We start from the raw sequence: 24,972 nt of genomic DNA on the forward strand, positions 1-24,972 counted from the left end.
CGCCTATTTTTTCTCTGCCAAACCAACAACAATCCGCGAGAGAACGTCCATGAAGAAATTTCCCCTCATCACCGGCCTGGCCTTGAGCCTGTTGGCCTCCAGCACTCTGTTTGCTGCCGATAAAACCTTGCGCATCGGCATCGAGGCGGCTTATCCACCGTTTGCCTCCAAGACTTCGGAAGGCAAGATCGAAGGTTTCGACTACGACATCGGCAACGCCTTGTGCGCGCAGATGCAGGTCAAGTGTGAGTGGATCGAGGGTGAGTTCGACGGGCTGATCCCGTCCCTCAAGGTGAAGAAGATCGACCTGGCGCTGTCGTCCATGACCATCACCGAAGAGCGCAAGAAGTCGGTGGATTTCACCCACAAGTACTATTTCACTTCGTCGCGGCTGGTGATGAAGGAAGGCGCCGTAGTCGATGACCAGTACGCCAGCCTCAAGGGCAAGACCGTGGGCGTGCAGCGCGCTACCACCACGGATCGTTTCGCCACGGAAGTCTTCGAGCCCAAAGGCGTGACGGTCAAGCGCTACAGCAATAACGAAGAAATCTACATGGACCTGGCGTCGGGGCGCCTGGACGCGATTTTTGCAGACACCATCCCGCTGGAAGACTTCCTGTCGATGCCTCGTGGCAAGGGCTACGCGTTTGTCGGGCCGGAGCTCAAGGATCCGAAATACGTCGGTGAGGGCGCCGGGATCGCGGTGCGCAAGGGCAATACTCAATTGGTGGCGGATTTGAACAAGGCCATCGATGGGATTCGGGCCAATGGCGAGTACCAGAAGATCCAGGCCAAGTATTTCAAGTCGGATATCTACGGTGACTGATTAATCATCTTCGCGAGCAAGCTCGCTCCCACAGTGGCTCTTCGTTGTACACAATGTTTGTGTCCGACACAGATCCTGTGGGAGCGAGCTTGCTCGCGATGAGGTCAGGCCAGGCAACAAAACCTCAGCCCTTCAACTCCTTCAAATGCTTGTAAACCGTCGCCCGTCCCATATTGAGCACATTCGCCACATAGTTGGACGCGCTCTTGCCCTTGAACGCGCCTTCGGCGTGCAGCGCCAGCACCAGTTCGCGTTTGTGGTCGCGGGTCAGCAGGTTCAGGCTCAATTGACGCTCGCGCATCCAGGCGTGGAGGAAGGTGTTGATCCGCTCCTGCCAATCATCGCGAAACAGCGAGTCGGGCTGCGCAATCAATTTGTTCGGTGACAGGAACAGGTCCAGCGCCGCCTTGGCGTTTTCGAACAGCGAAATGTTCAGGTTGATGCACAGCACCGCCAACGGGTGGCCCTGGGCGTCTCGCAGCACGCTGCTGAGGCTGCGGATCTTTTGTCCGTCCCAGTTCAGCTTCTCATAGGGCCCTATGTTTCGTTCGCTGACCTCTTCACTGAGCATGTCTTCCAAGGACGAGTCATCGCCAATTTCGCGCTTGGACAGGTTGTTGGCGATGTAGTCGACCCGTTGCGTGCGCAGGTCATGCAGCACCACTTCGGCGTGGGGGTAGAACAGCGTGGCGATGGCATCGGCGATGGTGCGGAAATTATCCAGCGCCGGATCGGCTTGCGGGGCATTCATGACAGACTCCAGGCGGTCAGCGCCCCGTGGAGCAGGGGCGCGAGGGAGTGTGCCGCAATCTTGGCGATGCGTCACCTCGGTGAAAGTCAGCCCAGGCGCGCGGGCGATAGCATTGCGGCGTTCAAGCCGAAACGGGCGAGGCCATCGGGCAGCGGTTCGCCGCGAACCAGCGCCGCGCTGGCCTGACCCATGGCCGGAGAAGTCTGGATGCCGTAGCCGCCCTGGGCCGCGACCCAGAACAGTCCAGGCACCTGCACATCGAAGCCGGCCAGCAGATCGCCGTCGTGCACGAAGCTGCGCAACCCAGCCCAGGTGCGGGTCGGGCGGCGGATGGTCAGGGTGGTGGCTTCTTCGATCTGGTAGATGCCCATGGCGATGTCCAGCTCTTCGGGCTGCACGTCGTGGGGCTCGACCGGGTCGGCATTGGCGGGCGAACCGAGGAACATGCCGGCGTCCGGTTTCATGTAGAAGGACTCGTCGAGGCTCACCAGCATCGGCCAATCATGAATGTCCACGCCCTCGGGGCCGGCAAAAATGAACGCTGCCCGCCGCTTCGGTTGCAGGCCCAGCTTGCGTGCGCCGGCCATCTCAGCCACTTGGTCGGCCCAGGCGCCAGCCGCGTTGACCAGCACGGGCGCGCGGAAGGTCTGGCTGGCGGTCCTGACTTGCCATTGCCCTTGATCGTCGCGGATCAAGTCGAGCACTTCGCTGTCGGTGTGCACTTCGCCGCCGCTGCGACGAATTCCTCGCAAGTAACCCTGGTGCAGCGCATCGGTGTCGATGTCGCAGGCCGTGGGGTCATAGATCGCGCCATGGACTTTTTCCCGGCGCAAGATCGGCAGCCGCACGCAGGCTTCTTCGGCATTGAGCAACTGCATCTGCGGTACCGTGGCCTTGGCGCTGAGGTATTGATTGTTCAGTTCGGTCGGGTCACCGGTGAAATCCACGGTCATTTCGCCGCGCGGTGTGAGCAGCGCGTGCTCGCAGAAGCCGGTAGGCGGGGCGTCGAAGAAGTCCCGGCTGGCCTGGGTCAATGCCCTTACCTGTGGCGTGCCATAAGCGGCGGTGTACAGTGCCGCCGAACGACCGGTGGAGTGATAGGCCGGATGCGATTCGCGTTCAAGCACGATGACCCGGCCGTGGGGCGCCAGCCAGTAGCCGGTGGAAGCACCGGCGATGCCGCCGCCGATGATGATGAAGTCTGCTTGTGTCATGAAGCTCTCCTGTCGAGCACGGTGCCGGGAGTTTCCGAGAACCTGTGGGAGCGAGCCTGCTCGCTCCCACAAGGAAAAGGGCGTCTCAGTGATGAAGTCGATACAGTGCATTCGCCAGCGCAACATCTTCCAGCCCCAACCCAATGGAACGGAAAAACACATGGCGCTCATAGTTCGGACGCGCGACCCGTTCGCTCAGCAGATCGGGCAAGTCACCCACAATGCTTGAAGGCTCCCAGCCATGCTGTTCAGCGGCGATCAACATCTCGCCAGCCGAGCCCGGGGTGGTCTGACGATAATCGCAGAACACGTCCATGTCGTTGAGGCTCGGGGGCGGCACTTCATGGGCGCGCGGGGCGTTGGTGCTGATCGATGTGATCAACGCCGGTTTGCCGAGTGTCTGCGGGTCGAGCACTGCCTTGCCGGATGAGGTGCAGAGCATCACCACATCGGCGTCGTGCAGTGCCGCTTCAAGGGTGTCGGTGATTTGCAGGCGCGGGTCCAGGTCGGTGAGCGAGGCCAGTACTGCTGCCGACTTGGCCTTCAGGCCCGGCGAATAGAGACTGATGGCTTGCCAATCCCGCAGCCCCTTGACGTATTGCACATGGGCCCGCGCCACCGCGCCGCTGCCGATCACTGCCAGGCGCTTGGCCTTGAGTGGGGCGAGGGCGTCGACGGCGACGGCCGTGGTGGCGGCGGTGCGGACCGTCGTCAGCTCGGCGGCATCGCACAACAGCAGCGGTTGGCCGGTGCGCATCGACATCAGCAACGTCCAGGCGGTGACCAATGGACCCTGTTCGCGGACGATATAGGGTGATGTCTTGACACCGTAGACCTGGTCTTCAGCCAGCACGCCCAGGTAATTGATGAAATCCCCGGCGCCTTGGGGGAACTCCACCCATTGCTGGGGCGGCTGCACGGCTTGCCCGGCGGCGAGACCGCGGAACAGCTTGCGAAGGATTTGCAGCACATCGACGTTTTCGAGCAGCGCTCGGGCCTGGGCTTGGGTCATGACATGAGGCGTGCTGGTCATCGTGTGCTCCGGATGCCTGAGTTAAACTAATTTGTCCATTATGGACTTTTAGTTTATTCGAGCAATATCCCAAGGCAAAAAAAAGCGCAGCCTGTATTGGCTGCGCTGATCGTTCCCGCGCTCTGCGTGGGAATGCCTCGATGGACGCTCTGCGTCTAAGGCCGTTTGCGCTCGACCGGTCGCAACAGATGAGTCGGTGGCATCTCGCAGCTGATCTTGCGACCCAGCAGCGCTTCGATCGACGGCAACTGGTAGGAGTCGTCTTCGCCGGCGAAGCTGATCGAAACCCCCGCGGCTCCGGCACGACCGGTGCGGCCAATGCGATGCACGTAGTCGTCCGGCACTTCCGGTAAGGTGAAGTTGATCACATGGCTGATGCCATCGATATGGATGCCGCGACCGGCCACGTCGGTGGCGACCAGCACGCGGATCTTGCCTTCGCGGAAACCTTCGAGGGTCTTGATGCGCTTGTGCTGCGGTACGTCGCCGGAGAGCTGGGCGGCGTTGACGCCATCGCGCACCAGGCGTTCTTCGATACGGCGTACTTCGTCCTTGCGGTTGGCGAATACCATCACCCGCTCCCAACCGTTGTCGTTGACCAGGTTGTAGAGCAGCTTGTACTTGTCGGCACCGGCAACGGCGTAGATATGCTGCTCGACGTTCTCGCTGGCGACATTCTCGGCTTCGATCTCGACGATGGCCGGATCGGTGGTCCACTGCTTGGCCAGGTTCATCACGTCTTCGGTGAAGGTGGCGGAAAACAGCAGGGTCTGGCGTTCGCTTTTCGGTGGGGTCTGGCGAATGATCTGGCGCACCTGCGGGATGAAGCCCATGTCGAGCATGCGGTCGGCTTCGTCCAGCACCATCACCTCGACCATGTCCAGGTGCACGTCGCCGCGCTGGTTGAAGTCCAGCAGGCGACCGGGCGTGGCCACGAGGATGTCGCAGTGGCGGGCTTCGAGGTGCTTGAGTTGCTTGTCGAAATCCATGCCGCCCACGAACGTCATGACGTTCAGGCCGGTGTACTTGGTCAGGTCGGCGGCGTCCTTGGCGATCTGTACCACCAGTTCGCGGGTCGGCGCGATGATCAGTGCCCGCGGTTCGCCCATGTAGCGTTCCTTGGGCGGCGGAGTCTGGAGCAACTGGGTGATGATGGAGATCAGGAACGCGGCGGTCTTGCCTGTACCGGTCTGGGCGCGGCCGATGGCGTCTTTGCCAGCGAGGGTGTAACCGAGCACCTGCGCCTGGATCGGCGTGCAATAGGGGAAACCCAGGTCCTGGATGGCGTGCATCAGTTCAGGGGCGAGCTTGAAATCGTGGAAGCGGGTCTTGCCTTCCTGGGGTTCTACGACGAAATCTTCAAGCTTCCAGGCAACGACGGGCGGTTTTGGTGCGCGTTCGCGGCGCGGCCTTGGCGCTTCGCTACGTGGCTTTTCCTGGGCCGGTACGGCGACAGGCTGGCCAGCGGGTGAGGTCGTCGGCGTTGTCATGGCCTGCGCAACCGGCGGAGCGGTCCGGCGCGGTTGTTGCGCATCGGTGCGGCTCTGGGCTTGGACTGGCGCGCTGGAAACGGGCGCGAGCTGCTCGGCCTCGCTTTTACCGAACATCTTCTTGAGTGCTTTGAGCACGGTCATCTCATCGATTGGTTAAGGAATGTACGCCGGCCAGTGTAATGCAAGAAACGGGCGCGGCGTAGTGTGATCATCAAAGCGCTGGCGTGGCGATTTGCCTCTTAGCGCAGCCGTTCGGCCAGCCAAGTGCCGATGTCGCGAATCTCCTCGGGTAACACTTCGTGGCCCATTGGGTATTCCTGCCATGTCACGGTGACACCATGGAGCTTCAAATACTCCTGGGCGGTCCTGCCCATGGGGTTGAGTACCACTTCATCGTATTGCCCGTGCAGCGCCAGGACCGGGATGCGTTGTTGACTGGCAGACAACTGCAGTTCTTCGCTGAACGTTGGCGCATAGGTGGACAGGGCGATCACGCCCCCCAGCGGCCCCTGCCATTTCACAAAAGCGGTGTGATAAACCACCGCGCCGCCCTGGGAAAACCCCGCCAGGAAAATCCGCGAGGCGTCTATTCCGCTGGTTCGCTGGGTGTCGATGAGGTCGATGACTCGCTGCGCCGAAGCCTCCAACTGATCTTCGTCAATGGCTCGGGCCGGGCTCAGGGCGCGGATGTCATACCAGCTGGGCATGGCATAGCCGCCGTTGATCGTTACAGGCTGGGTCGGTGCCTGGGGCAGAACGAAACGCGTCGTGAGCAGGCTTTCCTGCAACATTTCGGCGACCGGCAGGAAGTCAAAACGATCGGCACCCAGGCCGTGGAGCCAGATAACGCACGCATCGGCGGTGCGGGAGGGCTCGAGAATCAAGGGGTCGGTCATGGTGTGCTCCAAAAATGTGCGGGCGCGCTCAATCAGTGCGTGATTACGGTGCAGCCCTGGTGTCTCAGTTAATTAGATGTCGCAATACTACAACTTTTTGTCTTGACCTCTTCAGTAAGGGGCAAGCGCAGCGGTGTGGTACGGGCTTTGCTATGGGTGTAGCTGAGTGATGATTCTTACGCTGCGCGGTAACACTATCAGCTCGACGCGACGCATGGGATATCAGAAATCCGGTGATGGATGTTCGCCAATAGCCGCTACGGGCTTCGCGAACGTGAAGGGCTACAGCCCGTTCGGCCGATTGGTGAGAAGTGAGCAGCCCCACTGTTTATTGGCGCTCTCATTAATAGACTCATAGCGAAGGCCCAGACGTCGGTTGACCCTAAAAAAAGCCAACAAGGGTCGGCAATGCCTCAAAAGGGTGCGACAGGGCTCGAGCTCCGACACAACAAGAGCAAAACTGGAGGTTTGAATGAAGTTACTGAAATCCACCCTGGCAGTCGTGACTGCAGCAGCAGTCCTCGGTGTCAGCGGGTTCGCTCAGGCGGGTGCAACCCTGGATGCCGTGCAGAAGAAAGGTTTTGTGCAATGTGGTGTAAGTGACGGCCTGCCGGGTTTCTCGGTGCCTGATTCCACCGGCAAGATCGTCGGTATCGACGCTGACTTCTGCCGTGCCGTTGCCGCAGCAGTGTTTGGCGATGCAACCAAGGTCAAGTTCAGCCAGTTGAACGCCAAGGAGCGCTTCACCGCGCTGCAGTCCGGCGAAATCGATCTGCTGTCGCGCAACTCCACCATGACCAGCTCCCGCGATGCGGGCATGGGCCTGAAATTCCCAGGCTTCATCACCTATTACGACGGCATCGGCTTCCTGGCCAACAGCAAACTGGGCGTCAAGAGCGCCAAGGAACTGGACGGTGCAACCATCTGCATCCAGGCCGGTACCACCACCGAGCTGAACGTTTCCGACTACTTCCGCGCCAATGGCCTGAAGTACACCCCGATCACTTTCGACACCTCCGATGAAAGCGCCAAGTCGCTGGAATCCGGTCGTTGCGACGTGCTGACCTCCGACAAGTCCCAACTGTTCGCCCAGCGCAGCAAGCTGGCTTCGCCGAAGGACTACGTGGTGCTGCCGGAAACCATTTCCAAGGAGCCACTGGGTCCGGTCGTGCGTAACGGCGACGACGAGTGGCTGGCCATCGTTCGTTGGACTGGCTACGCCATGCTCAACGCTGAAGAGGCAGGCGTGACTTCGGCAAACGTCGAAGCCGAAGCCAAGTCCACCAAGAACCCAGACGTCGCTCGTATGCTGGGCGCTGATGGTGAATACGGCAAAGATTTGAAGCTGCCGAAAGACTGGGTCGTGAAGATCGTCAAGCAAGTAGGTAACTACGGCGAAATGTTCGAGCGCAACCTGGGCAAGAAGACTCCGCTGGAAATCGATCGCGGCCTGAACGCTCTGTGGAACGCAGGCGGCATTCAATACGCACCACCAGTGCGCTGATGGTTCTATCACCCGGTGGGCCAACCACCGGGTGATGTTCTGTTCCATTCCTTGCGGGGCACTTCATGCAAAATTCAATCGGCGCACCTAAGCAGAGGCTCAGCCTCAGCGATCCACGAGTGCGTGCGTGGGTATTTCAGATCGTCACCATCGTGGCGGTCATCGCGCTGGGCTGGTTTCTGTTCGATAACACGCAGACCAACCTTGCACACCGGGGCATCACTTCCGGTTTCGGCTTTCTGGAGCGCAGTGCCGGTTTCGGCATCGCCCAACACCTGATCGACTACACCGAAGCGGACAGCTATGCCCGCGTCTTTGTCATCGGTCTGCTCAATACTCTGCTGGTAACCTTCATTGGCGTGATCCTGGCGACCATCCTGGGGTTCATCATCGGCGTCGCACGCTTGTCGAAGAACTGGATAATCTCCAAGCTGGCGACCGTCTATGTGGAGGTCTTTCGTAACATCCCACCGCTGTTGCAAATCCTGTTCTGGTATTTCGCGGTCTTCTTGACGATGCCGGGACCACGGGCTGCCCACAACTTCGGCGACACCTTCTTCGTCAGCAGCCGAGGCCTGAACATGCCAGCGGCGCTGGCGGCGGAAGGGTTCTGGGCGTTCGCGGCCAGTGTCGTGCTGGCGATCGTCGCCATCGTGCTGATGACCCGCTGGGCCAACAAGCGTTTCGAAGCAACGGGCGAGCCGTTCCACAAGTTCTGGGTGGGCTTGGCGTTGTTCCTGGTGATCCCGGCGCTGTGCGCGCTGATCTTCGGGGCGCCTGTGCATTGGGAGATGCCGGAGCTGAAAGGCTTCAACTTCGTTGGCGGCTGGGTGTTGATCCCTGAGCTGCTGGCGTTGACCCTGGCCTTGACCGTGTACACCGCGGCGTTCATCGCCGAGATCGTGCGTTCGGGTATCAAGTCGGTCAGCCATGGCCAGACCGAGGCGGCTCACTCCTTGGGGCTGCGCAACGGTCCGACGTTGCGCAAGGTGATCATCCCGCAAGCCCTGCGCGTGATCATCCCGCCGTTGACCAGCCAATACCTGAACCTGGCGAAGAACTCTTCCCTGGCTGCCGGTATCGGTTACCCGGAAATGGTTTCGCTGTTTGCCGGCACGGTGTTGAACCAGACCGGCCAGGCCATCGAGGTGATCGCGATCACCATGAGCGTGTACCTGGCGATCAGTATCAGCATTTCCTTGCTGATGAACTGGTACAACAAGCGCATTGCGCTGATCGAGCGGTGAGGAAAAGCGCATGACATCCCATACTTTCAAACCTGATATGCCGCCACCGAGCAAAGTGTTCGGGCCGATGGCATGGATGCGCGCGAACATGTTCTCCAGCTGGATCAACACGCTGCTGACGCTGTTCGCGTTCTACCTGATCTACCTGATCATCCCGCCGATCCTGGAATGGGCGATCCTGGATGCCAACTGGGTAGGCACCACGCGCGCCGATTGCACCAAGGAGGGCGCCTGCTGGGTGTTCATCCAGCAGCGCTTCGGCCAGTTCATGTATGGCTACTACCCGACGGAGCTGCGCTGGCGCGTGGACCTCACCGTGTGGTTGGCCGTGATCGGCGTGGCGCCGCTGTTCATCTCGCGCTTCCCGCGCAAGGCGATCTACGGCCTGAGTTTCCTGGTGGTGTACCCGATCGTCGCCTGGTGCCTGTTGCACGGTGGCGTGCTGGGCCTGGCCGCTGTAGCGACCAGCCAATGGGGCGGCCTGATGCTGACCCTGGTGATCGCCACCGTCGGCATCGCCGGCGCCTTGCCACTGGGCATCGTCCTGGCGCTGGGTCGTCGCTCGAACCTGCCGGCGATCCGCGTGGTCTGCGTGACGTTCATCGAGTTCTGGCGCGGCGTGCCGTTGATCACGGTGCTGTTCATGTCCTCGGTCATGCTGCCGTTGTTCCTGCCTGAAGGCATGAACTTCGACAAGCTGTTGCGTGCGCTGATCGGCGTGATCCTGTTCCAGTCGGCCTACGTGGCCGAAGTGGTGCGCGGTGGCCTGCAAGCGATTCCCAAGGGGCAATACGAAGCGGCCGCGGCGATGGGCCTCGGTTACTGGCGCAGCATGGGCCTGGTGATCCTGCCACAAGCCCTGAAGCTGGTGATCCCGGGTATCGTCAACACCTTCATCGCGTTGTTCAAGGACACGAGCCTGGTGATCATCATCGGCCTGTTCGACTTGCTCAACAGCGTGAAACAAGCTGCCGCCGACCCGAAATGGCTGGGCATGGCCACCGAAGGCTATGTATTCGCCGCCCTGGTGTTCTGGATTTTCTGTTTTGGTATGTCCCGCTATTCCATGCATTTGGAACGCAAGCTGGACACTGGCCACAAGCGTTAGGAGTTGACTCATGAGTGAAGCGATCAAACAGCCTGTGAGCCCTGAAGGCATTATTCAGATGCAGGGCGTGAACAAGTGGTACGGCCAGTTCCACGTGTTGAAAGACATCAACCTGAACGTCAAGCAGGGCGAGCGTATCGTGCTGTGCGGCCCGTCGGGTTCCGGCAAGTCCACGACCATCCGCTGCCTCAACCGCCTGGAAGAGCACCAGCAGGGTCGCATCGTGGTCGATGGCGTGGAACTGACCAACGACCTCAAGCAGATCGAAGCGATCCGCCGTGAAGTCGGCATGGTGTTCCAGCACTTCAACCTGTTCCCGCACCTGACGATCCTGCAGAACTGCACCCTGGCGCCGATGTGGGTTCGCAAGATGCCCAAGCGCAAGGCCGAGGAAATCGCCATGCATTACCTGGAACGCGTTCGCATTCCAGAGCAGGCGCACAAGTACCCGGGCCAGCTCTCCGGTGGACAGCAGCAGCGCGTAGCGATCGCCCGTGCCCTGTGCATGAAGCCGAAGATCATGCTGTTCGACGAGCCGACCTCGGCCCTCGACCCGGAAATGGTGAAAGAGGTGCTCGACACCATGATCGGCCTGGCCGAAGACGGCATGACCATGCTCTGCGTGACCCACGAAATGGGCTTCGCCCGCACCGTGGCCAACCGTGTGATCTTCATGGACAAGGGTGAAATCGTCGAACAGGCCGCGCCTAACGACTTCTTCGACAACCCGCAGAACGACCGCACCAAGCTGTTCCTGAGCCAGATCCTGCATTGATCGGCGTCAGGCAGTGAAATAGACCCGGACTTGTCCGGGTTTATTTTTTGCAGTGCCGGCGGCTCAGGAAGCCGTGAGGGTTTCGTGCTCCTTGTGCATTGTCGTCTTGAATCCTTTCAAGTCCGCGCCTTCAGCCAGGGCTTGTGCATCTGCAAGCAAATGCGGGTAGCGATCAAGCAGGCGCATCAGCAATGTCAGTGCTTTTGGCGCCAGGACCTCGCCACGCTCATAGCGGGAAAAAGCGTTGTGTCCACCGCCCGATAGCAGCAGTACCGCTTCCTTTTGCGATAGATGCAGTTTGCGCCGGACACGTTTGATCTCTTCACCGATCATTCGCCTGGCCGCATTGACCAGCTCATCACCTGCCTGGTCGTAGCGATCCGAGCAGCTTGAATCGAGCTCGACTTCGCCGCACATCTGACATTCCCAGCCAGACAAGTCATCGACCCGGCGTTCCAGCCCCTTGACGCTGATGGTTTCGCCGCGACCTTCGAAATGCAACATGCCCTCCGGGGCACCACAGCTGAAGCATTGCTGGTGTTTCATGAGTTTTTCTCCTTGAAGGAAATTACCGGTGGGCCTCCGCAGGGGCGGTACGTCACCTTCAGGTAAATCTGCAGACCGTGTGAATTGGCGTGGTAGACGTCATGCCAGACTCGATGATCGTCATAGGTGGTCATCGATTTGTAGAACTGTTTTCGCTCAAGCCCATGGATGACCTGCTGCATGTCCGAGACGTTTAAACCGAGCGTTCGAGCAGTGTTCTTCGCAGTGCTGGTGAAAGCTTTCCCTTTAAGCCGCCTGACATCCGCCTGTATTGCTACCAAGGTGTAATGGGGTGTGTTCTTTTCCATGGAACGGTACGCCTTGTTCGTAAAATTACCCTTAAAGGGTAATTTTGACTAATCGAAAATCTCGTTTCTTTGGCCTCCCATTGACCCTAGGCGGTTGCCGTCCTACACGAAGCTGACTAACATGTCAGAAAATTCATCCTATGATTGGATGAAAAGGCGAATCCATGTCCGATATTTCACCATTGATAAAGCGCTCCTTGGTCGACCAGGCCTTGGAGCAATTGCGCCGCCGCATCAGCGACGGCGTCTGGCCCGTAGGCCAGCGCTTGCCCACCGAGCCGGAGCTGGTGGCCGAGCTGGGCATCAGCCGCAACACCGTGCGGGAAGCCATGCGCGTGCTGGCGTTCTCCGGGTTGATCGAGATTCGCCAGGGGGACGGCAGTTACGTGCGGGCAGTGGTCGATCCGCTGGACACGCTAAAGGTGCTGTCGCGCTGTTCGCTGGAACAGGCTCGGGAAACCCGCCACATCCTGGAGGTGGAGGCCATTGGCCTGGCGGCTCTGCGGCGTACCGATGAAGATTTGCTTGCGTTGCGCCAGGCGCTGAAAACCAGCGGCGAGCATTACCATGGCGACCTGGAGCACTACATTGCCTGTGATCTGATCTTCCATCGTCTGTTGGTAGATGCCGCCCACAACCCGGCCCTCAGCGAGCTGTATCGCTATTTTTCCAGCGTGATCGGCGCGCAATTGCGCCACAGCCTCAACATCATTCCCCGCCATCAACACGTGTTCGATCTGCACATCGAAATCCTCGAAGCCGTCGAGCGACAGGATCCGGAGCGGGCCAAGGCCCTGTGTCGGCAGTTGATCAATGAACCCTGAACCAGAGTTTTCCATGTCCCGCGATTCGCTTGACCGCACCCCGGTGACGACGCACAAACGCGCCGCCGAACTCGAAGAACTGCTGATCGACGCCGAAGCCGACGACGAGCAGGCCCAGCAGAGCCATCCATTGGTGCGCCGACCCTGGCTGTTGCTGCTCGGGCTGATACTGGTTGCGTTGAACCTGCGCCCGGCATTGTCGAGCATGGCGCCGCTGCTTAGCGAGGTGTCAAAGAGCTTGGGGCTGTCGGCTGCGCAAGCGGGTTTGTTGACGACGCTGCCGGTGCTTTGCCTGGGCCTGTTCGCGCCGTTGGCGCCGGTGCTGGCGCGGCGTTTCGGTGCCGAGCGCGTGGTGCTGGGGATCTTGCTGACGTTGGCCGGTGGAATTGTCCTGCGCAGTTCGTTCGGCCAGATCGGCTTGTTCGCCGGCAGTATCCTGGCGGGCGCGAGTATCGGGATCATCGGCGTGCTGTTGCCGGGTATCGTCAAGCGCGACTTCGCCAAGCAGGCTGGCACCATGACCGGTGTCTACACCATGGCCCTTTGCCTGGGCGCCGCGATGGCGGCAGGGGCCACGGTGCCGCTGAGCGAGCAGCTCGGCGAAAACTGGGCCTTGGGCCTGGGGTTCTGGGTGGTCCCGGCGCTGCTTGCTGCGGTGTTCTGGCTGCCGCAAGTGGGGCAGAAACACGGCGCCCACCAAGTGGCGTACCGGGTCCGTGGCTTGCTGCGCGATCCGTTGGCTTGGCAAGTGACCTTGTACATGGGGCTTCAATCGTCCCTGGCCTACATCGTGTTCGGCTGGCTGCCCTCGATTCTCATCGGTCGAGGGCTGAGTCCGACCGAGGCTGGGCTCGTGCTGTCTGGCTCGGTCATCGTGCAACTGATCAGTTCACTGAGTGCGCCTTGGCTGGCAACGCGTGGCAAGGACCAGCGCCTGGCCATCGTGATCGTCATGCTCATGACCCTGGGCGGTTTGTTCGGTTGCCTCTACGCGCCCATTGACGGTTTGTGGGGCTGGGCGATCCTGTTGGGGCTGGGGCAGGGCGCGACGTTCAGCCTGGCGCTCACCCTGATCGTGTTGCGTTCGCGGGACGCCCATGTGGCCGCCAACCTCTCCGGCATGGCCCAGGGCTTTGGTTATACGCTGGCGTCGCTGGGGCCGTTCGCGGTCGGCGTGGTCCATGACTTGACCGGCGGCTGGAATGCCCTGGGCTGGATCTTCGGCCTGGTTGGCGTGGGGGCGATCATCGCCGGCGTGGGGGCTGGACGGGCATTGTATGTGGGCGTGGTCAGCGAACGAGTCACGGATCGTCGTTGATATCATTTTCATGGCGAATGACGGTGGTCTTCCCCGCAGCGGCAGATTATCGTGCAGGCCTACTGAAACGTTTCGGAGCCTGCCCATGAGTGATGCCCACAACGCCTTGATCACCCGTTTTTATCAGGCCTTCCAGCGCCTGGACGCTGAAGCCATGAGCGCTTGCTACACCGATGACGTGGTGTTCAGCGATCCGGCGTTTGGCGAACTGCGCGGGCGCGATGCTGGTGACATGTGGCGCATGCTGACAACCCGGGCCAAGGACTTTTCCCTGACCTTCGACAACGTGCGCAGCGACGAGCGCAGCGGCGGTGCGCACTGGGTGGCGACCTACCTGTTCAGCCAGACCGGCAACATTGTGATCAACGACATCCAGGCGCGCTTCGTTTTCCGTGACGGCAAGATTTGCGAGCACCATGACAGCTTCGATCTGTGGCGCTGGTCTCGCCAGGCGTTGGGCACCAAGGGCCTGTTGTTGGGTTGGACGCCGTTGGTGCGCAACGCCGTCAGGGCCCAGGCGCTGAAGGGGCTGCGGGCGTTCCAGGCCAGTCGCTGATAAGATCGCGGCTTGTTTTTTACACGTTTGCAGAACATTTCGTGACGACCGCCAACGAATCTTCAGATCTATGCGTGCCCGAGGCGACCGAGCCGGACAAGCCCTGGTTCGTCTACCTGGTGCGGGCCGCCAACGGCTCGCTGTACTGCGGCATCAGCGATGACCCGGTGCGGCGCTTCGCCAAGCACCAGAGCGGCAAGGGCGCGCGCTTCTTTCTGTCCAGCCCGGCGGTGGCCCTGGTGTATACCGAGGCCTGTCGCGACAAGGGCGAGGCCCTGCGCCAGGAAAGGCTGATCAAGAAGCTCAGGAAGAGTGCCAAGGAATGTTTGGTGGCCAGTGCAACGGTGCTCGATCAACCGCGCTGATAGTCCTTCATCAGGCGGGTAGGCTGTTGCTTCTTGGCGCGCTAAAGTGCGGGACTTCCTACCTGCATTGGCGAATCTCATGTCAGAGCTGATCCTTCACCATTATCCGACATCTCCTTTCGCGGAAAAGGCCCGTCTGCTGTTGGGCTTCAAGGGCCTGGCCTGGCGTTCGGTGAGCATCCCGCCGATGATGCCCAAGCCCGACCTGACGGCATTGACGGGCGGCTATCGCAAGACACCGGTGTTGCAGATCGGCGCGGATATCTATTGCGACACGTCCCTGATGGCCCGTCGGCTGGAACAGGAAAAGGCCTCGCCAGCGCTGTTCCCTGAAGGCCGTGAAATGATCGCAGCGTCTTTCGCGGCGTGGGCTGATTCGGTGGTGTTCCAGCACGCGGTGAGCCTGGTGTTCCAGCCTGAATCGGTGGCGGTGCGTTTTGCCAGGCTGACGCCTGAAGCCATCAAGGCGTTCATCCGCGACCGCGCCGGGTTGTTCAGTGGCGGCACGACCACGCGTCTGTCTGCCGAGCAGGCCAAGCATCAGTGGCCGACGATCATGGCGCGGCTCGAGCAGCAGTTGCAGCGCGAAGAGGGCGATTTCCTCCTGGGCGATCCGTCGATTGCCGATTTCGCCATGGCGCATCCGCTGTGGTTCCTCAAGGGCACACCCGTCACTTCACCGTTGGTGGATGAGCATCCGGCTGTGTCGGCTTGGCTCGCGCGGGTGCTGGGCTTTGGTCATGGCGCGCCGAAAGAGATGAGCTCCGAAGAGGCGTTGGACGTGGCCCGGAACACTGCACCAGCAGCGCTGCCGGATGAATTGTTCAATGAGCCGAATGGCTTTGCGATGGGGCAGCAGGTCACCATCGCCGCGACGGACTATGGTGTCGATCCGGTGGTCGGTGAATTGCTGTTTGCCGGGCGCGAAGAACTGATCCTGCGCCGTGAAGATGAGCGCGGCGGCGTTGTGCATGTGCACTTTCCGCGATTCGGGTTTCGGATCGAGGCAGTCTGACCTTCCCGGAGGCGGTGACTGAGCCATCGCTTTCGCGAGCAGGCTCGCTCCTACAGAGATCGCGCCGGATACCATGATCACCGCAGATCCAATGTGGGAGCGAGCCTGCTCGCGAAGGGGCCGTCACTGTTGGCGGGTCGTCTTAAGTCGCGGACAACGCCCTGAGGATATTCTCCGGCTCATATCCGCGAATCAACGTGCCGTTCACGTCGAGGATCGGAATCCCCCGGCCGCCCAGCGCCTCGTAGGTCTTGCGCGCCTCGGCGTCTTTCTCGATATCGAACTCGCGAAACGGTACGCCTTTCTCATCCAGGAAACGCCGGGTGGCCTTGCAGTAGCCGCACCAATCGGTGGCATACAGCACGACGCGGGCGCTGCTGCGAATCTGCTCTGAAACCATCTGCGACGGGTTGAACACCCGCTCGATCTTGCCCCAATTCTGGTAAGCCACCACCACCAGAAGAACCAGCAGGCATTTCTTCAGCACACCACTGAGCATCAATTGCGGCGCTTGAGCTGATCGGTCAGCGACGTCGGCAACCCCTTGATGATCAGCGTGCCCGCTTCTTCGTCATACTCGATCTTGGAGCCCAGCAGATGCGCTTCGAAGCTGATGGACAAGCCTTCGGCGCGGCCGGTGAAGCGGCGGAACTGGTTGAGGGTGCGTTTATCCGCCGGGATCTCCGGCGACAGGCCGTAATCTTTGTTGCGTATGTGGTCGTAGAACGCTTTCGGGCGCTCTTCGTCGATCAGTTCGGACAGTTCCTCCAGGCCCATGGGTTCGCCGAGCTTGGCCTGGCTGCTGGCGTAATCCACCAGGGTCTTGGTCTTTTCCCGGGCATCGTCTTCGGGCAGGTCTTCGCTTTCGACGAAGTCGCTGAAGGCCTTGAGCAGGGTGCGGGTCTCGCCGGGGCCGTCGACGCCTTCCTGGCAACCGATGAAGTCGCGGAAGTACTCCGAGACTTTCTTGCCGTTCTTGCCTTTGATGAACGAGATGTATTGCTTGGATTGTTTGTTGTTCTGCCATTCCGACACGTTGATCCGCGCCGCGAGGTGCAACTGGCCCAAGTCCAGGTGACGGGACGGGGTGACGTCCAGTTCGTCGGTGACGGCAACGCCTTCGCTGTGGTGCAACAGGGCGATGGCCAGGTAGTCGGTCATGCCTTGCTGGTAATGGGCGAACAGCACGTGGCCGCCCACTGACAGGTTGGATTCTTCCATCAATTTTTGCAGGTGTTCCACCGCCACGCGACTGAACGCGGTGAAATCCTTGCCGCCATCCAAGTACTCCTTCAGCCAGCCGCTGAACGGATGCGCCCCGGACTCGGCGTGGAAGAAACCCCAGGCCTTGCCTTGTTTGGCGTTATAGCTTTCATTGAGGTCGGCGAGCATGTTCTCGATGGCCGTTGACTCTGCCAGTTCGGAGTCGCGGGCATGGAGTACAGCAGGGGTGCCGTCGGGTTTTTTGTCGATCAGGTGGACGATGCAATGACGGATCGGCATGGATTTCTCGGCTGATGAAAGAGGGGAGGGCGCGCTCCCCGAAAAGGGCCCAGTGTACCGCAATCACTGGTTTTGCGACGCGTCGAAGGCCCTTTCAGACCCTTCCGACACCCAGCGGGCGTTTTTTTACCGATTTAGCGCAATAAAGCTGACCAAATGGGTAGGTAGAGGCGGATATTTCACAGGCGTTGTGCTAGTTTTGCCCGGTCTTACGCGATGTCACTGCGTTAAGCGTGCATTCAGCATTTGTCAGGTCGAACCAAACCCGGATTTCGGCATCTATTACCCCGATCCGTCGTGGTGATGACCGAGGGCGGCTGATCAGATAGATCGGGCTCGATGGCTGACACTGCACTCTGCAATCCATATGAATTTGATAGGGAAGGAACACTACATGGCTCTTACTAAAGACCAACTGATCGCTGATTTGGCTGAATCTGTAGACGCACCAAAAGCTACCGTGCGTGCTCTGCTGGACCAACTGGGCCAAGTCGTTGCCGATCAGCTGGAAAACGGCGGCGAACTGACCTTGCCAGGCGTTGGCAAGCTGAAAGTCACCGAGCGTCCTGCCCGCACCGGTCGCAACCCTTCGACTGGCGCAGCCATCGAAATCCCGGCCAAGAAAGTGATCAAGCTGGTTGTGGCCAAAGGCCTGACCGACGCTGTGAACAAGTAAGACGCAGCGATAAAAAAACCGTGCTCCGGAGTGATCCGGACACGGTTTTTTTGTGCTTGCGATTCCATATCGACGCTGTACTCATTGTGGGAGCGAGTTTGCTCCCACCTTGGCCTGAGCCGTATTAGCGGACCCAGCGCTCACGCCGCCATATCTGCTGCTCGGACTTGGTCTGGAAAGTCCACGCCACAAAACGACTCTGCTTCTGCCCCTGCGACATCTCCACCACCTGGCTCTCCAGCGCGCCAGCCTTCTTCAGCGCGGTTTCGATGGCCGGCAGGTTCGAGGCTTTCGATACTAACGTGCTGAACCACAAGACTTTGTGTTGGAAGTTCGCACTTTCGGCAATCAGCTGCGTCACAAAACGCGCTTCACCGCCTTCACACCATAGCTCTGCCGATTGCCCGCCAAAGTTCAGCACCGGCAGCTTGCGTTTCGGGTCAGCCTTGCCCAAGGCGCGCCACTTGCGCTCGCTGCCCTTGGTCGCTTCTTCCATCGAGGCATGGAACGGCGGGTTGCACATGGTCAGGTCGAAACGCTCGCCCGGTTCCAGCAGGCCGATGAGGATGTGCTTGCGGTTTTCCTGCTGGCGCAGCTGGATGACCTTGCTCAAATCGTTGGATTGAACGATGGCCCTGGCGGCCGCGACCGCTGTCGGGTCGATCTCAGAGCCGAGGAAGTGCCAGCGGTATTCACTGTTGCCTATCAGCGGGTACACGCAATTGGCGCCCATGCCGATGTCCAGCACATTGACGATCGCACCACGCGGCACTTTGCCGTCGTTCATGCTCGCCAGCAGGTCAGCGAGGAAGTGCACGTAATCGGCGCGGCCTGGAACCGGGGGGCAGAGGTAATCCGCCGGGATGTCCCAGTGCTGGATGCCATAGAACGCCTTGAGCAATGCCCGGTTGAACACTCGCACCGCGTCGGGGCTGGCGAAGTCGATGCTTTCCTTGCCGTACGGATTGGTGATCACGTACTTCGCCAGCTCCGGCGAGGTCTTGATCAGCGCCGGGAAGTCGTAACGACCCTGATGGCGATTGCGCGGGTGCAGGCTGGCCTTCTCGCGCGGCTCGACGGTTTTGCTTGGGGGCGCGGCGTCTGGCTTCTTGCGTGCAGGTTTGGGAGTGCGGGGGGCGTTCATGGGCGTGGTCGATTCGGGTATGGCTGAAAATGGCGGGTATTGTCCCACATCCCGCGCGCTCTTGATGATTGCGCGTATTAAATGTGGGAGCGAGCTTGCTCGCGATAGCGGTGTGTCAGTCGGCATATCAGTTGGCTGACCTACCGCTATCGCGAGCAAGCTCGCTCCCACAAGGGTTCTTCATTGTCCGGGAGAAAGTGACAGGCATAAAAAAGGAGGTCCAGCTGGACCTCCTTTTTCGTTGCGAACCGCCGTTACAGGCTGGCAATCCGCGCGTGCTGCTCAGCCAGCTTGCCCAGGGCCTGTTCGGCCTCGGCCAGCTTGGCCCGTTCCTTCTCGATGACCTCGGCCGGCGCCTTGTCGACGAAGCCAGCGTTGGACAGCTTGCCGCCAACCCGCTGGACTTCGCCCTTCAGACGCAGGATTTCCTTGTCCAGGCGCGCCAGTTCGGCGGCCTTGTCGATCAGGCCGGCCATTGGCACCAGCACTTCCATTTCGCCAACCAATGCGGTGGCGGACAGCGGCGCTTCTTCGCACGCCGCCAGCACGGTCACCGATTCAAGCTTCGCCAGCTTCTTGAGCAGTGCTTCGTTCTCATTGAGGCGACGCAGGTCTTCGGCGTTGGCGTTTTTCAGGAACAGGGTCAATGGCTTGCCCGGGCCGATGTTCATTTCGGCGCGGATGTTACGCAGGCCGAGCATGAAGGTCTTCAGCCATTCGATGTCGTCTTCCGCTGCCGGATCGATGCGGCTTTCGTTGGCCACCGGCCACGGTTGCAGCATGATCGTCTTGCCTTGAATGCCCGCCAGCGGCGCGATGCGCTGCCAGATTTCCTCGGTGATGAACGGCATGAATGGATGCGCCAGGCGCAAGGCCACTTCCAGTACGCGCACCAGGGTGCGACGGGTGCCGCGCTGGCGCTCGACCGGCGCATTTTCGTCCCACAACACAGGCTTGGACAGTTCCAGGTACCAGTCGCAATACTGGTTCCAGATGAACTCGTACAGCGCTTGTGCGGCCAGGTCGAAACGGAACTGGTCAAGCTGGCGGGTCACTTCGGCTTCGGTGCGTTGCAACTGGGAAATGATCCAGCGATCGGCCAGGCTCAGCTCGTAGGCTTCGCCGTTCTGGCCGCAGTCCTCGCCCTTGTCGAGCACGTAGCGCGCGGCGTTCCAGATCTTGTTGCAGAAGTTGCGATAGCCTTCGACGCGACCCATGTCGAACTTGATGTCACGACCGGTGGACGCCAGCGAGCAGAAGGTGAAACGCAGTGCATCGGTGCCGTAGCTGGCGATGCCCTCGGCGAATTCTTCGCGGGTGGCTTTCTCGATCTTCTTCGCCAGTTTCGGCTGCATCAGCCCGGAGGTGCGTTTCTGCACCAGGGTTTCCAGGTCGATGCCGTCGATGATGTCCAACGGGTCCAGGACGTTACCCTTGGACTTGGACATCTTCTGGCCCTGGCCGTCGCGCACCAGGCCATGGACGTAGACCGTCTTGAACGGCACTTGCGGCGTGCCGTCCTCGTTCTTCACCAGGTGCATGGTCAACATGATCATCCGGGCGACCCAGAAGAAAATGATGTCGAAGCCGGTAACCAGCACGTCGGTGGAGTGGAATTTCTTCAGAAACTCGGTCTGTTGCGGCCAGCCCAGTGTGGAGAAGGTCCACAGGCCCGAGCTGAACCAGGTATCGAGGACGTCGTTGTCCTGCGCCAGCGCCACGTCCGGACCGAGGTTGTGCTTGGCGCGGACTTCGGCTTCATCGCGGCCGACGTAGACCTTGCCCGACTCGTCGTACCAGGCCGGGATGCGATGGCCCCACCATAGCTGGCGGCTGATGCACCAATCCTGGATGTCGCGCATCCACGAGAAGTACATGTTCTCGTATTGCTTGGGCACGAACTGGATGCGGCCATCTTCGACGGCGGCAATTGCAGGTTCGGCCAACGGCTTGGTGGACACGTACCATTGGTCGGTCAGCCATGGCTCGATGATGGTGCCGGAGCGGTCGCCTTTCGGGACTTTCAGGGCATGATCGTCGACGCTGACCAGCAGGCCGGCGGCGTCGAACGCGGCAACAATCTGCTTGCGTGCCTCGAAGCGTTCCAGGCCGGCGTATTCGGCCGGGATCTGGCCATCGACGCTTTCGTTCAGCGTGCCGTCGAGGTTGAACGCCTGGGCCGCTGGCAAGACATTGGCGTTCTTGTCGAAGATGTTCAGCAGCGGCAGGTTGTGGCGCTTGCCGACTTCATAGTCGTTGAAATCGTGGGCCGGGGTGATCTTCACGCAGCCGGTGCCGAATTCAGGATCGCAGTAATCGTCGCCGATGATCGGGATGCGCCGGCCAACCAGCGGCAGCTCGACGAACTGACCGATCAGCGCCTGATAGCGCTCGTCGTTCGGGTTCACCGCCACGGCAGAGTCGCCCAGCATGGTTTCCGGACGGGTGGTGGCGACGATCAGGTAATCCTTGCCTTCAGCGGTTTTCGCGCCGTCGGCCAACGGGTATTTCAGGTTCCACAAGAAACCTTTCTCGTCGTGGTTCTCCACTTCGAGGTCGGAAATGGCCGTGTGCAACTTGGTGTCCCAGTTGACCAGGCGCTTGCCGCGATAGATCAGGCCGTCTTCATGCAGGCGGACGAAGGCTTCTTTCACCGCCTCCGAAAGGCCGTCGTCCATGGTGAAGCGCTCGCGGCTCCAATCCACGGATGAGCCGAGGCGACGGATCTGGCGGCTGATATTGCCACCGGACTCGTCTTTCCATTCCCAGACTTTCTCGAGGAATTTCTCGCGACCGAGGTCATGACGATTCTGGCCCTGGGCTTCGAGACGACGCTCCACCAGCATCTGCGTGGCGATACCGGCGTGGTCGGTACCCGGTTGCCACAAGGTGTTGCGACCTTGCATGCGACGGAAACGGATCAGGGCGTCCATGATCGCGTTGTTGAAACCGTGGCCCATGTGCAGGCTGCCGGTGACGTTCGGCGGCGGGATCATGATGGTGTAGGAATCGCCCGCGCCTTGCGGAGCGAAATAATTCTCGGACTCCCAGGTGTTGTACCAGGAAGTTTCAATGGCGTGCGGCTGGTAGGTCTTATCCATGCGCGGCGGGACCTTATTGGCATTTATTCAGGAAAAGCCGGGAAGTATAGCGGGCGGGGCTGGTGCAAGCCACCAGCTGCGAGCTGGCAGATGATTTGTGAACACAATCGAGCAATGTGGGAGCGGGCTTGCTCGCGAAGGCGGTATGTCAGCAGCAAATGTGTTGTCTGGCACACCGCCTTCGCGAGCAAGCCCGCTCCCACAGGGATGTAGGTGGTCAGGGATACTTGGGCAACGCGTTGGCGCTGGGCTACTCGTACTGACTCAACAACCGCTCCATCCGCGCATCCAGCCGGCGCTTGATCTCGGTCTCGATGTGCGGGGCGAAGTCGTCGATGACGTCTTGCATGATCAACTGCGCGGCGGCGCGGAGTTCGCGGTCCAGGTGCAGCAGGGCATCGGGGCCCTTGGGTTCAGGCTGGGGGGCTGGCTGGGGTTCGGGCTGGCCGTTGATCGGGTCGAACAGCAGCGGGATCTGTTCGTCATGCACCGGCTCGTGTTCCACCGTATCGGTCAACAGCGGCGGTTGCAGGTTGTCATCGCCGAGCAACTGGCGGATCGACTCGAGGTCATCCAGCAATTGGGCGGGTTTTTGCGGCGGTTTAGGAGTGTCCATCGTAGGCTCAGAGTCGCTGTAAACGGTGGTCTTGCAGAGGATAGCCCTGTTCGCGGTAGAAACGGAAACTCTCCCGCGCGGCTTGCCGGATGGCCGGGTCCTCAACCACCACTTCCGCCACGCGGGCGAAGCGCTGGGCGAAGGCCGGCACTTTCAGGTCAAGGTTGACCAGCAGGTCCTGATGTTGCCCGCAGTCATTCCCCAAGCCGAGCACGATCAAGCCCTCGGGCTCGCTTTCTGCCGGGCCATGGGGCACGAAGCTTTCGCCCTTGAAAGCCCACAGTCGTGCGTCGAGGTCTTCGCGCTGGGCGGCATCGCTGCAGTGCAGGTAGATGCGATGGCCCATTCGCCAGGCCTTTTCAGTCAGCTTGCAGGCGAAATCCAGCCGCGCCGAGGGATCGGCGCTGGGCAGGATATAGAAATCGACTTTGGTCATTGCGGTTCCTGAACAGCCGCTGGCGCCACCCGAGGGCGACGCCAACGGCAGTCATTGGTGTCAGGCCTTGGCGCGGTCCAGCAGGTATTGGGTCAACAGTGGAACCGGACGGCCGGTGGCGCCCTTGTCCTTGCCGCCGCTGGTCCAGGCCGTGCCGGCGATGTCCAGGTGCGCCCAGTTCAGGTTCTTGGTGAAGCGCGACAGGAAGCACGCCGCCGTGATGGTCCCGGCTTTCGGGCCGCCGATGTTGGCGATGTCGGCGAACGGGCTGTCCAGTTGTTCCTGGTACTCGTCGAACAGCGGCAATTGCCAGGCGCGGTCATCGGCTTGCTGGCCGGCGCTGAGCAACTGGCCGATCAGTTCGTCGTTGTTGCCCAGCAGGCCCGAGGTGTGGGCGCCAAGTGCGACGACGCAAGCGCCGGTCAGGGTGGCGATGTCGATCACCGCTTGCGGCTTGAAGCGCTCGGAATAGGTGAGGGCGTCGCACAGGACCAGGCGGCCCTCTGCGTCGGTGTTGAGGATTTCGACGGTCTGGCCGCTCATGGTGGTGACGATGTCGCCAGGACGCGAAGCCGTGCCGCTGGGCATGTTTTCAGCGCAGGCGAGAATGCAGACCAGGTTGATCGGCAGTTGCAGCTCGAGCACGGCGCGCAAGGTGCCGAGCACGCTGGCGGCGCCGCCCATGTCGTATTTCATTTCATCCATGCCGGCGCCGGGCTTGAGGCTGATGCCCCCGGTGTCGAAGGTGATGCCCTTGCCGACCAGTGCGTACGGCTTCTCGGCTTTCTTGCCGCCGTTGTATTGCATGACGATCAGGCGTGGCGGCTGGGCGCTGCCCTGGCCGACGGCATAGAACGAGCCCATGCCAAGGTCCTTGATTTTCTTCTCGTCGAAGACTTCGACCTTGAGCCCTTTGAATTCCTTGCCCAGTGCCTTGGCCTGTTCGCCCATGAACGTCGGGTGGCAGATGTTCGGCGGCAGGTTGCCCAGGTCGCGGGTGAAGGCCATGCCGTTGGCAATCGCGGTGGCATGGGTCACGGCGCGCTGGACTTCGGCCTGGGCGGCCTTGATGGTCAGCAGGGTGACTTTTTTCAGGGCGCGGGGTTCGGCTTTCTGGCTCTTGAATTGGTCGAATTGATATTCGCCGTCCACCAGGGTCTCGGCCAGCAGGCGGTTCTTGCCATAGCTGTCGCGGCCCTTGACCACCAGTTCGTCCAGCGCCAGTGCTGCGTCGCCACCGCCGAGGTTTTTCAGGGTGCCCAGCACGCCGGCAATGATCTTGCGGAACGGACGGTCGCCCAGTTCAGCTTCCTTGCCTACGCCGACCAGCAGCACGCGCTCGGCCTTGAGGTTGGGCAGGCTGTGCAGCAACAGGCTCTGGCCGACTTTGCCGGCCAGGTCGCCGCGCTTGAGTACGGCGTTGATCGCGCCGCCGCTCAAGGCGTCAAGCTGGGTGGCGACGACGCCGAGCTTGCGGTTTTCACCAACGGCAACCACCAGCGTGGCGGTCTTCAACGTTTCTGGGCTGACGCTTTTTACAACCAGTTCCATGTCCGGATCCCTGAATGAATGGTCAAGAGGCCAGGCGCCGAGACAGTGGCGCGCTGAACAGCTGTCTTCTATATAAAAGAAGCGCCGGGCTTGCCGGCGACAAAGGCCGCAGTTTGAACCTCGGCGCCCGAGCCTGACAACCCTCGCAGTCGTTAACTTTTTGGCC

The 24,972-nt window shown here is 60.7% G+C and carries 25 protein-coding genes; 11 read left to right on the forward strand and 14 right to left on the reverse strand.

Annotated elements, in window-relative coordinates:
- Positions 1-49 precede the first annotated feature (49 nt).
- On the forward strand, positions 50-826 hold the full coding sequence (locus KSS97_RS06330) for an ABC transporter substrate-binding protein (RefSeq protein WP_030139640.1): 777 nt from the start codon (positions 50-52) through the stop codon (positions 824-826).
- Positions 827-950: 124 nt separating this feature from the next.
- Here the strand turns inward: KSS97_RS06330 and KSS97_RS06335 are convergent, their stop codons facing one another.
- The 5 genes from KSS97_RS06335 to KSS97_RS06355 all read right to left on the reverse strand — a co-directional run bounded on the left by KSS97_RS06335 (position 951) and on the right by KSS97_RS06355 (position 6,213).
- On the reverse strand, positions 951-1,577 hold the full coding sequence (locus KSS97_RS06335; protein ID WP_217861310.1) for a helix-turn-helix transcriptional regulator: 627 nt from the start codon (positions 1,575-1,577) through the stop codon (positions 951-953).
- An 86-nt stretch (positions 1,578-1,663) separates the two neighbouring features.
- Positions 1,664-2,791 carry an NAD(P)/FAD-dependent oxidoreductase gene (locus KSS97_RS06340; RefSeq protein ID WP_217861311.1) on the reverse strand — a complete coding sequence of 376 codons (1,128 nt, stop codon included), beginning with the start codon at positions 2,789-2,791 and terminating at the stop codon, positions 1,664-1,666.
- Between the two features lie 85 nt (positions 2,792-2,876).
- The gene (locus KSS97_RS06345) at positions 2,877-3,824 is read right to left on the reverse strand and encodes an ornithine cyclodeaminase family protein (RefSeq protein ID WP_217861312.1); all 948 of its coding nucleotides are present in this window, start codon (positions 3,822-3,824) and stop codon (positions 2,877-2,879) included.
- A gap of 155 nt (positions 3,825-3,979) precedes the next feature.
- The gene (rhlB, locus tag KSS97_RS06350; protein ID WP_030139636.1) at positions 3,980-5,458 is read right to left on the reverse strand and encodes an ATP-dependent RNA helicase RhlB; all 1,479 of its coding nucleotides are present in this window, start codon (positions 5,456-5,458) and stop codon (positions 3,980-3,982) included.
- 98 nt (positions 5,459-5,556) lie between these two features.
- Positions 5,557-6,213: an alpha/beta hydrolase gene (locus KSS97_RS06355; RefSeq protein ID WP_030139635.1), complete on the reverse strand. Its 657-nt coding sequence runs from the start codon at positions 6,211-6,213 to the stop codon at positions 5,557-5,559.
- Between the two features lie 472 nt (positions 6,214-6,685).
- On the opposite strand from KSS97_RS06355, the gene KSS97_RS06360 reads away from it, so the two are divergent.
- The 4 genes from KSS97_RS06360 (at position 6,686) to KSS97_RS06375 (ending at position 10,847) form a co-directional block, all read left to right on the forward strand.
- Positions 6,686-7,717 (forward strand): amino acid ABC transporter substrate-binding protein, encoded by a 1,032-nt coding sequence (locus KSS97_RS06360; protein ID WP_030139634.1) that lies wholly within the window; start codon positions 6,686-6,688, stop codon positions 7,715-7,717.
- A 65-nt stretch (positions 7,718-7,782) separates the two neighbouring features.
- Positions 7,783-8,964, forward strand: a complete 1,182-nt coding sequence (locus KSS97_RS06365) for an amino acid ABC transporter permease (RefSeq protein WP_217861313.1) — start codon at positions 7,783-7,785, stop codon at positions 8,962-8,964.
- 10 nt (positions 8,965-8,974) lie between these two features.
- Complete coding sequence (locus KSS97_RS06370) at positions 8,975-10,072, forward strand: amino acid ABC transporter permease (RefSeq protein WP_030139632.1); 1,098 nt, start codon at positions 8,975-8,977, stop codon at positions 10,070-10,072.
- A gap of 10 nt (positions 10,073-10,082) precedes the next feature.
- Positions 10,083-10,847, forward strand: a complete 765-nt coding sequence (locus KSS97_RS06375) for an amino acid ABC transporter ATP-binding protein (protein ID WP_003178331.1) — start codon at positions 10,083-10,085, stop codon at positions 10,845-10,847.
- Between the two features lie 63 nt (positions 10,848-10,910).
- Here the strand turns inward: KSS97_RS06375 and KSS97_RS06380 are convergent, their stop codons facing one another.
- Both KSS97_RS06380 and KSS97_RS06385 read right to left on the reverse strand, forming a co-directional pair.
- Positions 10,911-11,393 (reverse strand): type II toxin-antitoxin system MqsA family antitoxin, encoded by a 483-nt coding sequence (locus tag KSS97_RS06380; RefSeq protein WP_217861314.1) that lies wholly within the window; start codon positions 11,391-11,393, stop codon positions 10,911-10,913.
- Positions 11,390-11,701 (reverse strand): type II toxin-antitoxin system MqsR family toxin, encoded by a 312-nt coding sequence (locus tag KSS97_RS06385; protein ID WP_030139630.1) that lies wholly within the window; start codon positions 11,699-11,701, stop codon positions 11,390-11,392. The genes KSS97_RS06380 and KSS97_RS06385 overlap by 4 nt, the downstream gene beginning before the upstream one ends.
- A 164-nt stretch (positions 11,702-11,865) precedes the next feature.
- Between KSS97_RS06385 and KSS97_RS06390 the strand changes: the two genes are divergently transcribed.
- The 5 genes from KSS97_RS06390 (at position 11,866) to KSS97_RS06410 (ending at position 15,779) form a co-directional block, all read left to right on the forward strand.
- The gene (locus KSS97_RS06390; RefSeq protein ID WP_198796581.1) at positions 11,866-12,525 is read left to right on the forward strand and encodes a FadR/GntR family transcriptional regulator; all 660 of its coding nucleotides are present in this window, start codon (positions 11,866-11,868) and stop codon (positions 12,523-12,525) included.
- Positions 12,515-13,843 (forward strand): CynX/NimT family MFS transporter, encoded by a 1,329-nt coding sequence (locus tag KSS97_RS06395; RefSeq protein WP_217861315.1) that lies wholly within the window; start codon positions 12,515-12,517, stop codon positions 13,841-13,843. Before KSS97_RS06390 ends, KSS97_RS06395 begins: the two co-directional genes overlap by 11 nt.
- An 85-nt stretch (positions 13,844-13,928) precedes the next feature.
- Complete coding sequence (locus KSS97_RS06400) at positions 13,929-14,399, forward strand: nuclear transport factor 2 family protein (protein ID WP_217861316.1); 471 nt, start codon at positions 13,929-13,931, stop codon at positions 14,397-14,399.
- Positions 14,400-14,440: 41 nt separating this feature from the next.
- Positions 14,441-14,764 (forward strand): GIY-YIG nuclease family protein, encoded by a 324-nt coding sequence (locus KSS97_RS06405; RefSeq protein WP_198796578.1) that lies wholly within the window; start codon positions 14,441-14,443, stop codon positions 14,762-14,764.
- Between the two features lie 79 nt (positions 14,765-14,843).
- Positions 14,844-15,779 carry a glutathione S-transferase family protein gene (locus KSS97_RS06410; protein ID WP_198796577.1) on the forward strand — a complete coding sequence of 312 codons (936 nt, stop codon included), beginning with the start codon at positions 14,844-14,846 and terminating at the stop codon, positions 15,777-15,779.
- Positions 15,780-15,921: 142 nt separating this feature from the next.
- Here KSS97_RS06410 and KSS97_RS06415 read toward each other — a convergent pair whose 3' ends face one another.
- Positions 15,922-16,278, reverse strand: a complete 357-nt coding sequence (locus KSS97_RS06415) for a glutaredoxin family protein (protein WP_217861317.1) — start codon at positions 16,276-16,278, stop codon at positions 15,922-15,924.
- Entirely contained in the window at positions 16,278-17,282 is a 1,005-nt protein-coding gene (gene yejK / locus KSS97_RS06420) for a nucleoid-associated protein YejK (RefSeq protein WP_030139623.1), read from the reverse strand. Before yejK ends, KSS97_RS06415 begins: the two co-directional genes overlap by 1 nt.
- Positions 17,283-17,676: 394 nt before the next feature.
- Between yejK and KSS97_RS06425 the strand changes: the two genes are divergently transcribed.
- Positions 17,677-17,958 carry an HU family DNA-binding protein gene (locus tag KSS97_RS06425; protein WP_030139622.1) on the forward strand — a complete coding sequence of 94 codons (282 nt, stop codon included), beginning with the start codon at positions 17,677-17,679 and terminating at the stop codon, positions 17,956-17,958.
- Positions 17,959-18,082: 124 nt separating this feature from the next.
- Here the strand turns inward: KSS97_RS06425 and rlmF are convergent, their stop codons facing one another.
- The 5 genes from rlmF to KSS97_RS06450 all read right to left on the reverse strand — a co-directional run bounded on the left by rlmF (position 18,083) and on the right by KSS97_RS06450 (position 24,806).
- Positions 18,083-19,102 (reverse strand): 23S rRNA (adenine(1618)-N(6))-methyltransferase RlmF, encoded by a 1,020-nt coding sequence (rlmF, locus tag KSS97_RS06430; RefSeq protein ID WP_217861318.1) that lies wholly within the window; start codon positions 19,100-19,102, stop codon positions 18,083-18,085.
- A gap of 254 nt (positions 19,103-19,356) precedes the next feature.
- The gene (locus KSS97_RS06435) at positions 19,357-22,203 is read right to left on the reverse strand and encodes a valine--tRNA ligase (RefSeq protein ID WP_217861319.1); all 2,847 of its coding nucleotides are present in this window, start codon (positions 22,201-22,203) and stop codon (positions 19,357-19,359) included.
- 250 nt (positions 22,204-22,453) lie between these two features.
- On the reverse strand, positions 22,454-22,819 hold the full coding sequence (locus tag KSS97_RS06440; RefSeq protein WP_217861320.1) for a DNA polymerase III subunit chi: 366 nt from the start codon (positions 22,817-22,819) through the stop codon (positions 22,454-22,456).
- A 7-nt stretch (positions 22,820-22,826) separates the two neighbouring features.
- Positions 22,827-23,255 (reverse strand): DNA polymerase III subunit chi, encoded by a 429-nt coding sequence (locus tag KSS97_RS06445; protein ID WP_030139618.1) that lies wholly within the window; start codon positions 23,253-23,255, stop codon positions 22,827-22,829.
- Between the two features lie 60 nt (positions 23,256-23,315).
- Positions 23,316-24,806, reverse strand: coding sequence for a leucyl aminopeptidase (locus KSS97_RS06450; RefSeq protein WP_030139617.1), 1,491 nt, complete (start codon positions 24,804-24,806; stop codon positions 23,316-23,318).
- Positions 24,807-24,972 lie beyond the last annotated feature (166 nt).

This window comes from Pseudomonas alvandae, assembly GCF_019141525.1.
In the GTDB taxonomy this organism is placed as follows: Bacteria; Pseudomonadota; Gammaproteobacteria; order Pseudomonadales; family Pseudomonadaceae; genus Aquipseudomonas; species Aquipseudomonas alvandae.

Bases quoted from the DNA above. Each gene is read 5' to 3' on its own strand.
- KSS97_RS06330 (WP_030139640.1), top strand. From the start codon at position 50: ATGAAGAAATTTCCCCTCATCACCGGCCTGGCCTTGAGCCTGTTGGCC.
- KSS97_RS06335 (WP_217861310.1), bottom strand. From the start codon at position 1,577: ATGAATGCCCCGCAAGCCGATCCGGCGCTGGATAATTTCCGCACCATC.
- KSS97_RS06340 (WP_217861311.1), bottom strand. From the start codon at position 2,791: ATGACACAAGCAGACTTCATCATCATCGGCGGCGGCATCGCCGGTGCT.
- KSS97_RS06345 (WP_217861312.1), bottom strand. From the start codon at position 3,824: ATGACCAGCACGCCTCATGTCATGACCCAAGCCCAGGCCCGAGCGCTG.
- rhlB (WP_030139636.1), bottom strand. From the start codon at position 5,458: ATGACCGTGCTCAAAGCACTCAAGAAGATGTTCGGTAAAAGCGAGGCC.
- KSS97_RS06355 (WP_030139635.1), bottom strand. From the start codon at position 6,213: ATGACCGACCCCTTGATTCTCGAGCCCTCCCGCACCGCCGATGCGTGC.
- KSS97_RS06360 (WP_030139634.1), top strand. From the start codon at position 6,686: ATGAAGTTACTGAAATCCACCCTGGCAGTCGTGACTGCAGCAGCAGTC.
- KSS97_RS06365 (WP_217861313.1), top strand. From the start codon at position 7,783: ATGCAAAATTCAATCGGCGCACCTAAGCAGAGGCTCAGCCTCAGCGAT.
- KSS97_RS06370 (WP_030139632.1), top strand. From the start codon at position 8,975: ATGACATCCCATACTTTCAAACCTGATATGCCGCCACCGAGCAAAGTG.
- KSS97_RS06375 (WP_003178331.1), top strand. From the start codon at position 10,083: ATGAGTGAAGCGATCAAACAGCCTGTGAGCCCTGAAGGCATTATTCAG.
- KSS97_RS06380 (WP_217861314.1), bottom strand. From the start codon at position 11,393: ATGAAACACCAGCAATGCTTCAGCTGTGGTGCCCCGGAGGGCATGTTG.
- KSS97_RS06385 (WP_030139630.1), bottom strand. From the start codon at position 11,701: ATGGAAAAGAACACACCCCATTACACCTTGGTAGCAATACAGGCGGAT.
- KSS97_RS06390 (WP_198796581.1), top strand. From the start codon at position 11,866: ATGTCCGATATTTCACCATTGATAAAGCGCTCCTTGGTCGACCAGGCC.
- KSS97_RS06395 (WP_217861315.1), top strand. From the start codon at position 12,515: ATGAACCCTGAACCAGAGTTTTCCATGTCCCGCGATTCGCTTGACCGC.
- KSS97_RS06400 (WP_217861316.1), top strand. From the start codon at position 13,929: ATGAGTGATGCCCACAACGCCTTGATCACCCGTTTTTATCAGGCCTTC.
- KSS97_RS06410 (WP_198796577.1), top strand. From the start codon at position 14,844: ATGTCAGAGCTGATCCTTCACCATTATCCGACATCTCCTTTCGCGGAA.
- KSS97_RS06415 (WP_217861317.1), bottom strand. From the start codon at position 16,278: ATGCTCAGTGGTGTGCTGAAGAAATGCCTGCTGGTTCTTCTGGTGGTG.
- yejK (WP_030139623.1), bottom strand. From the start codon at position 17,282: ATGCCGATCCGTCATTGCATCGTCCACCTGATCGACAAAAAACCCGAC.
- KSS97_RS06425 (WP_030139622.1), top strand. From the start codon at position 17,677: ATGGCTCTTACTAAAGACCAACTGATCGCTGATTTGGCTGAATCTGTA.
- rlmF (WP_217861318.1), bottom strand. From the start codon at position 19,102: ATGAACGCCCCCCGCACTCCCAAACCTGCACGCAAGAAGCCAGACGCC.
- KSS97_RS06435 (WP_217861319.1), bottom strand. From the start codon at position 22,203: ATGGATAAGACCTACCAGCCGCACGCCATTGAAACTTCCTGGTACAAC.
- KSS97_RS06440 (WP_217861320.1), bottom strand. From the start codon at position 22,819: ATGGACACTCCTAAACCGCCGCAAAAACCCGCCCAATTGCTGGATGAC.
- KSS97_RS06445 (WP_030139618.1), bottom strand. From the start codon at position 23,255: ATGACCAAAGTCGATTTCTATATCCTGCCCAGCGCCGATCCCTCGGCG.
- KSS97_RS06450 (WP_030139617.1), bottom strand. From the start codon at position 24,806: ATGGAACTGGTTGTAAAAAGCGTCAGCCCAGAAACGTTGAAGACCGCC.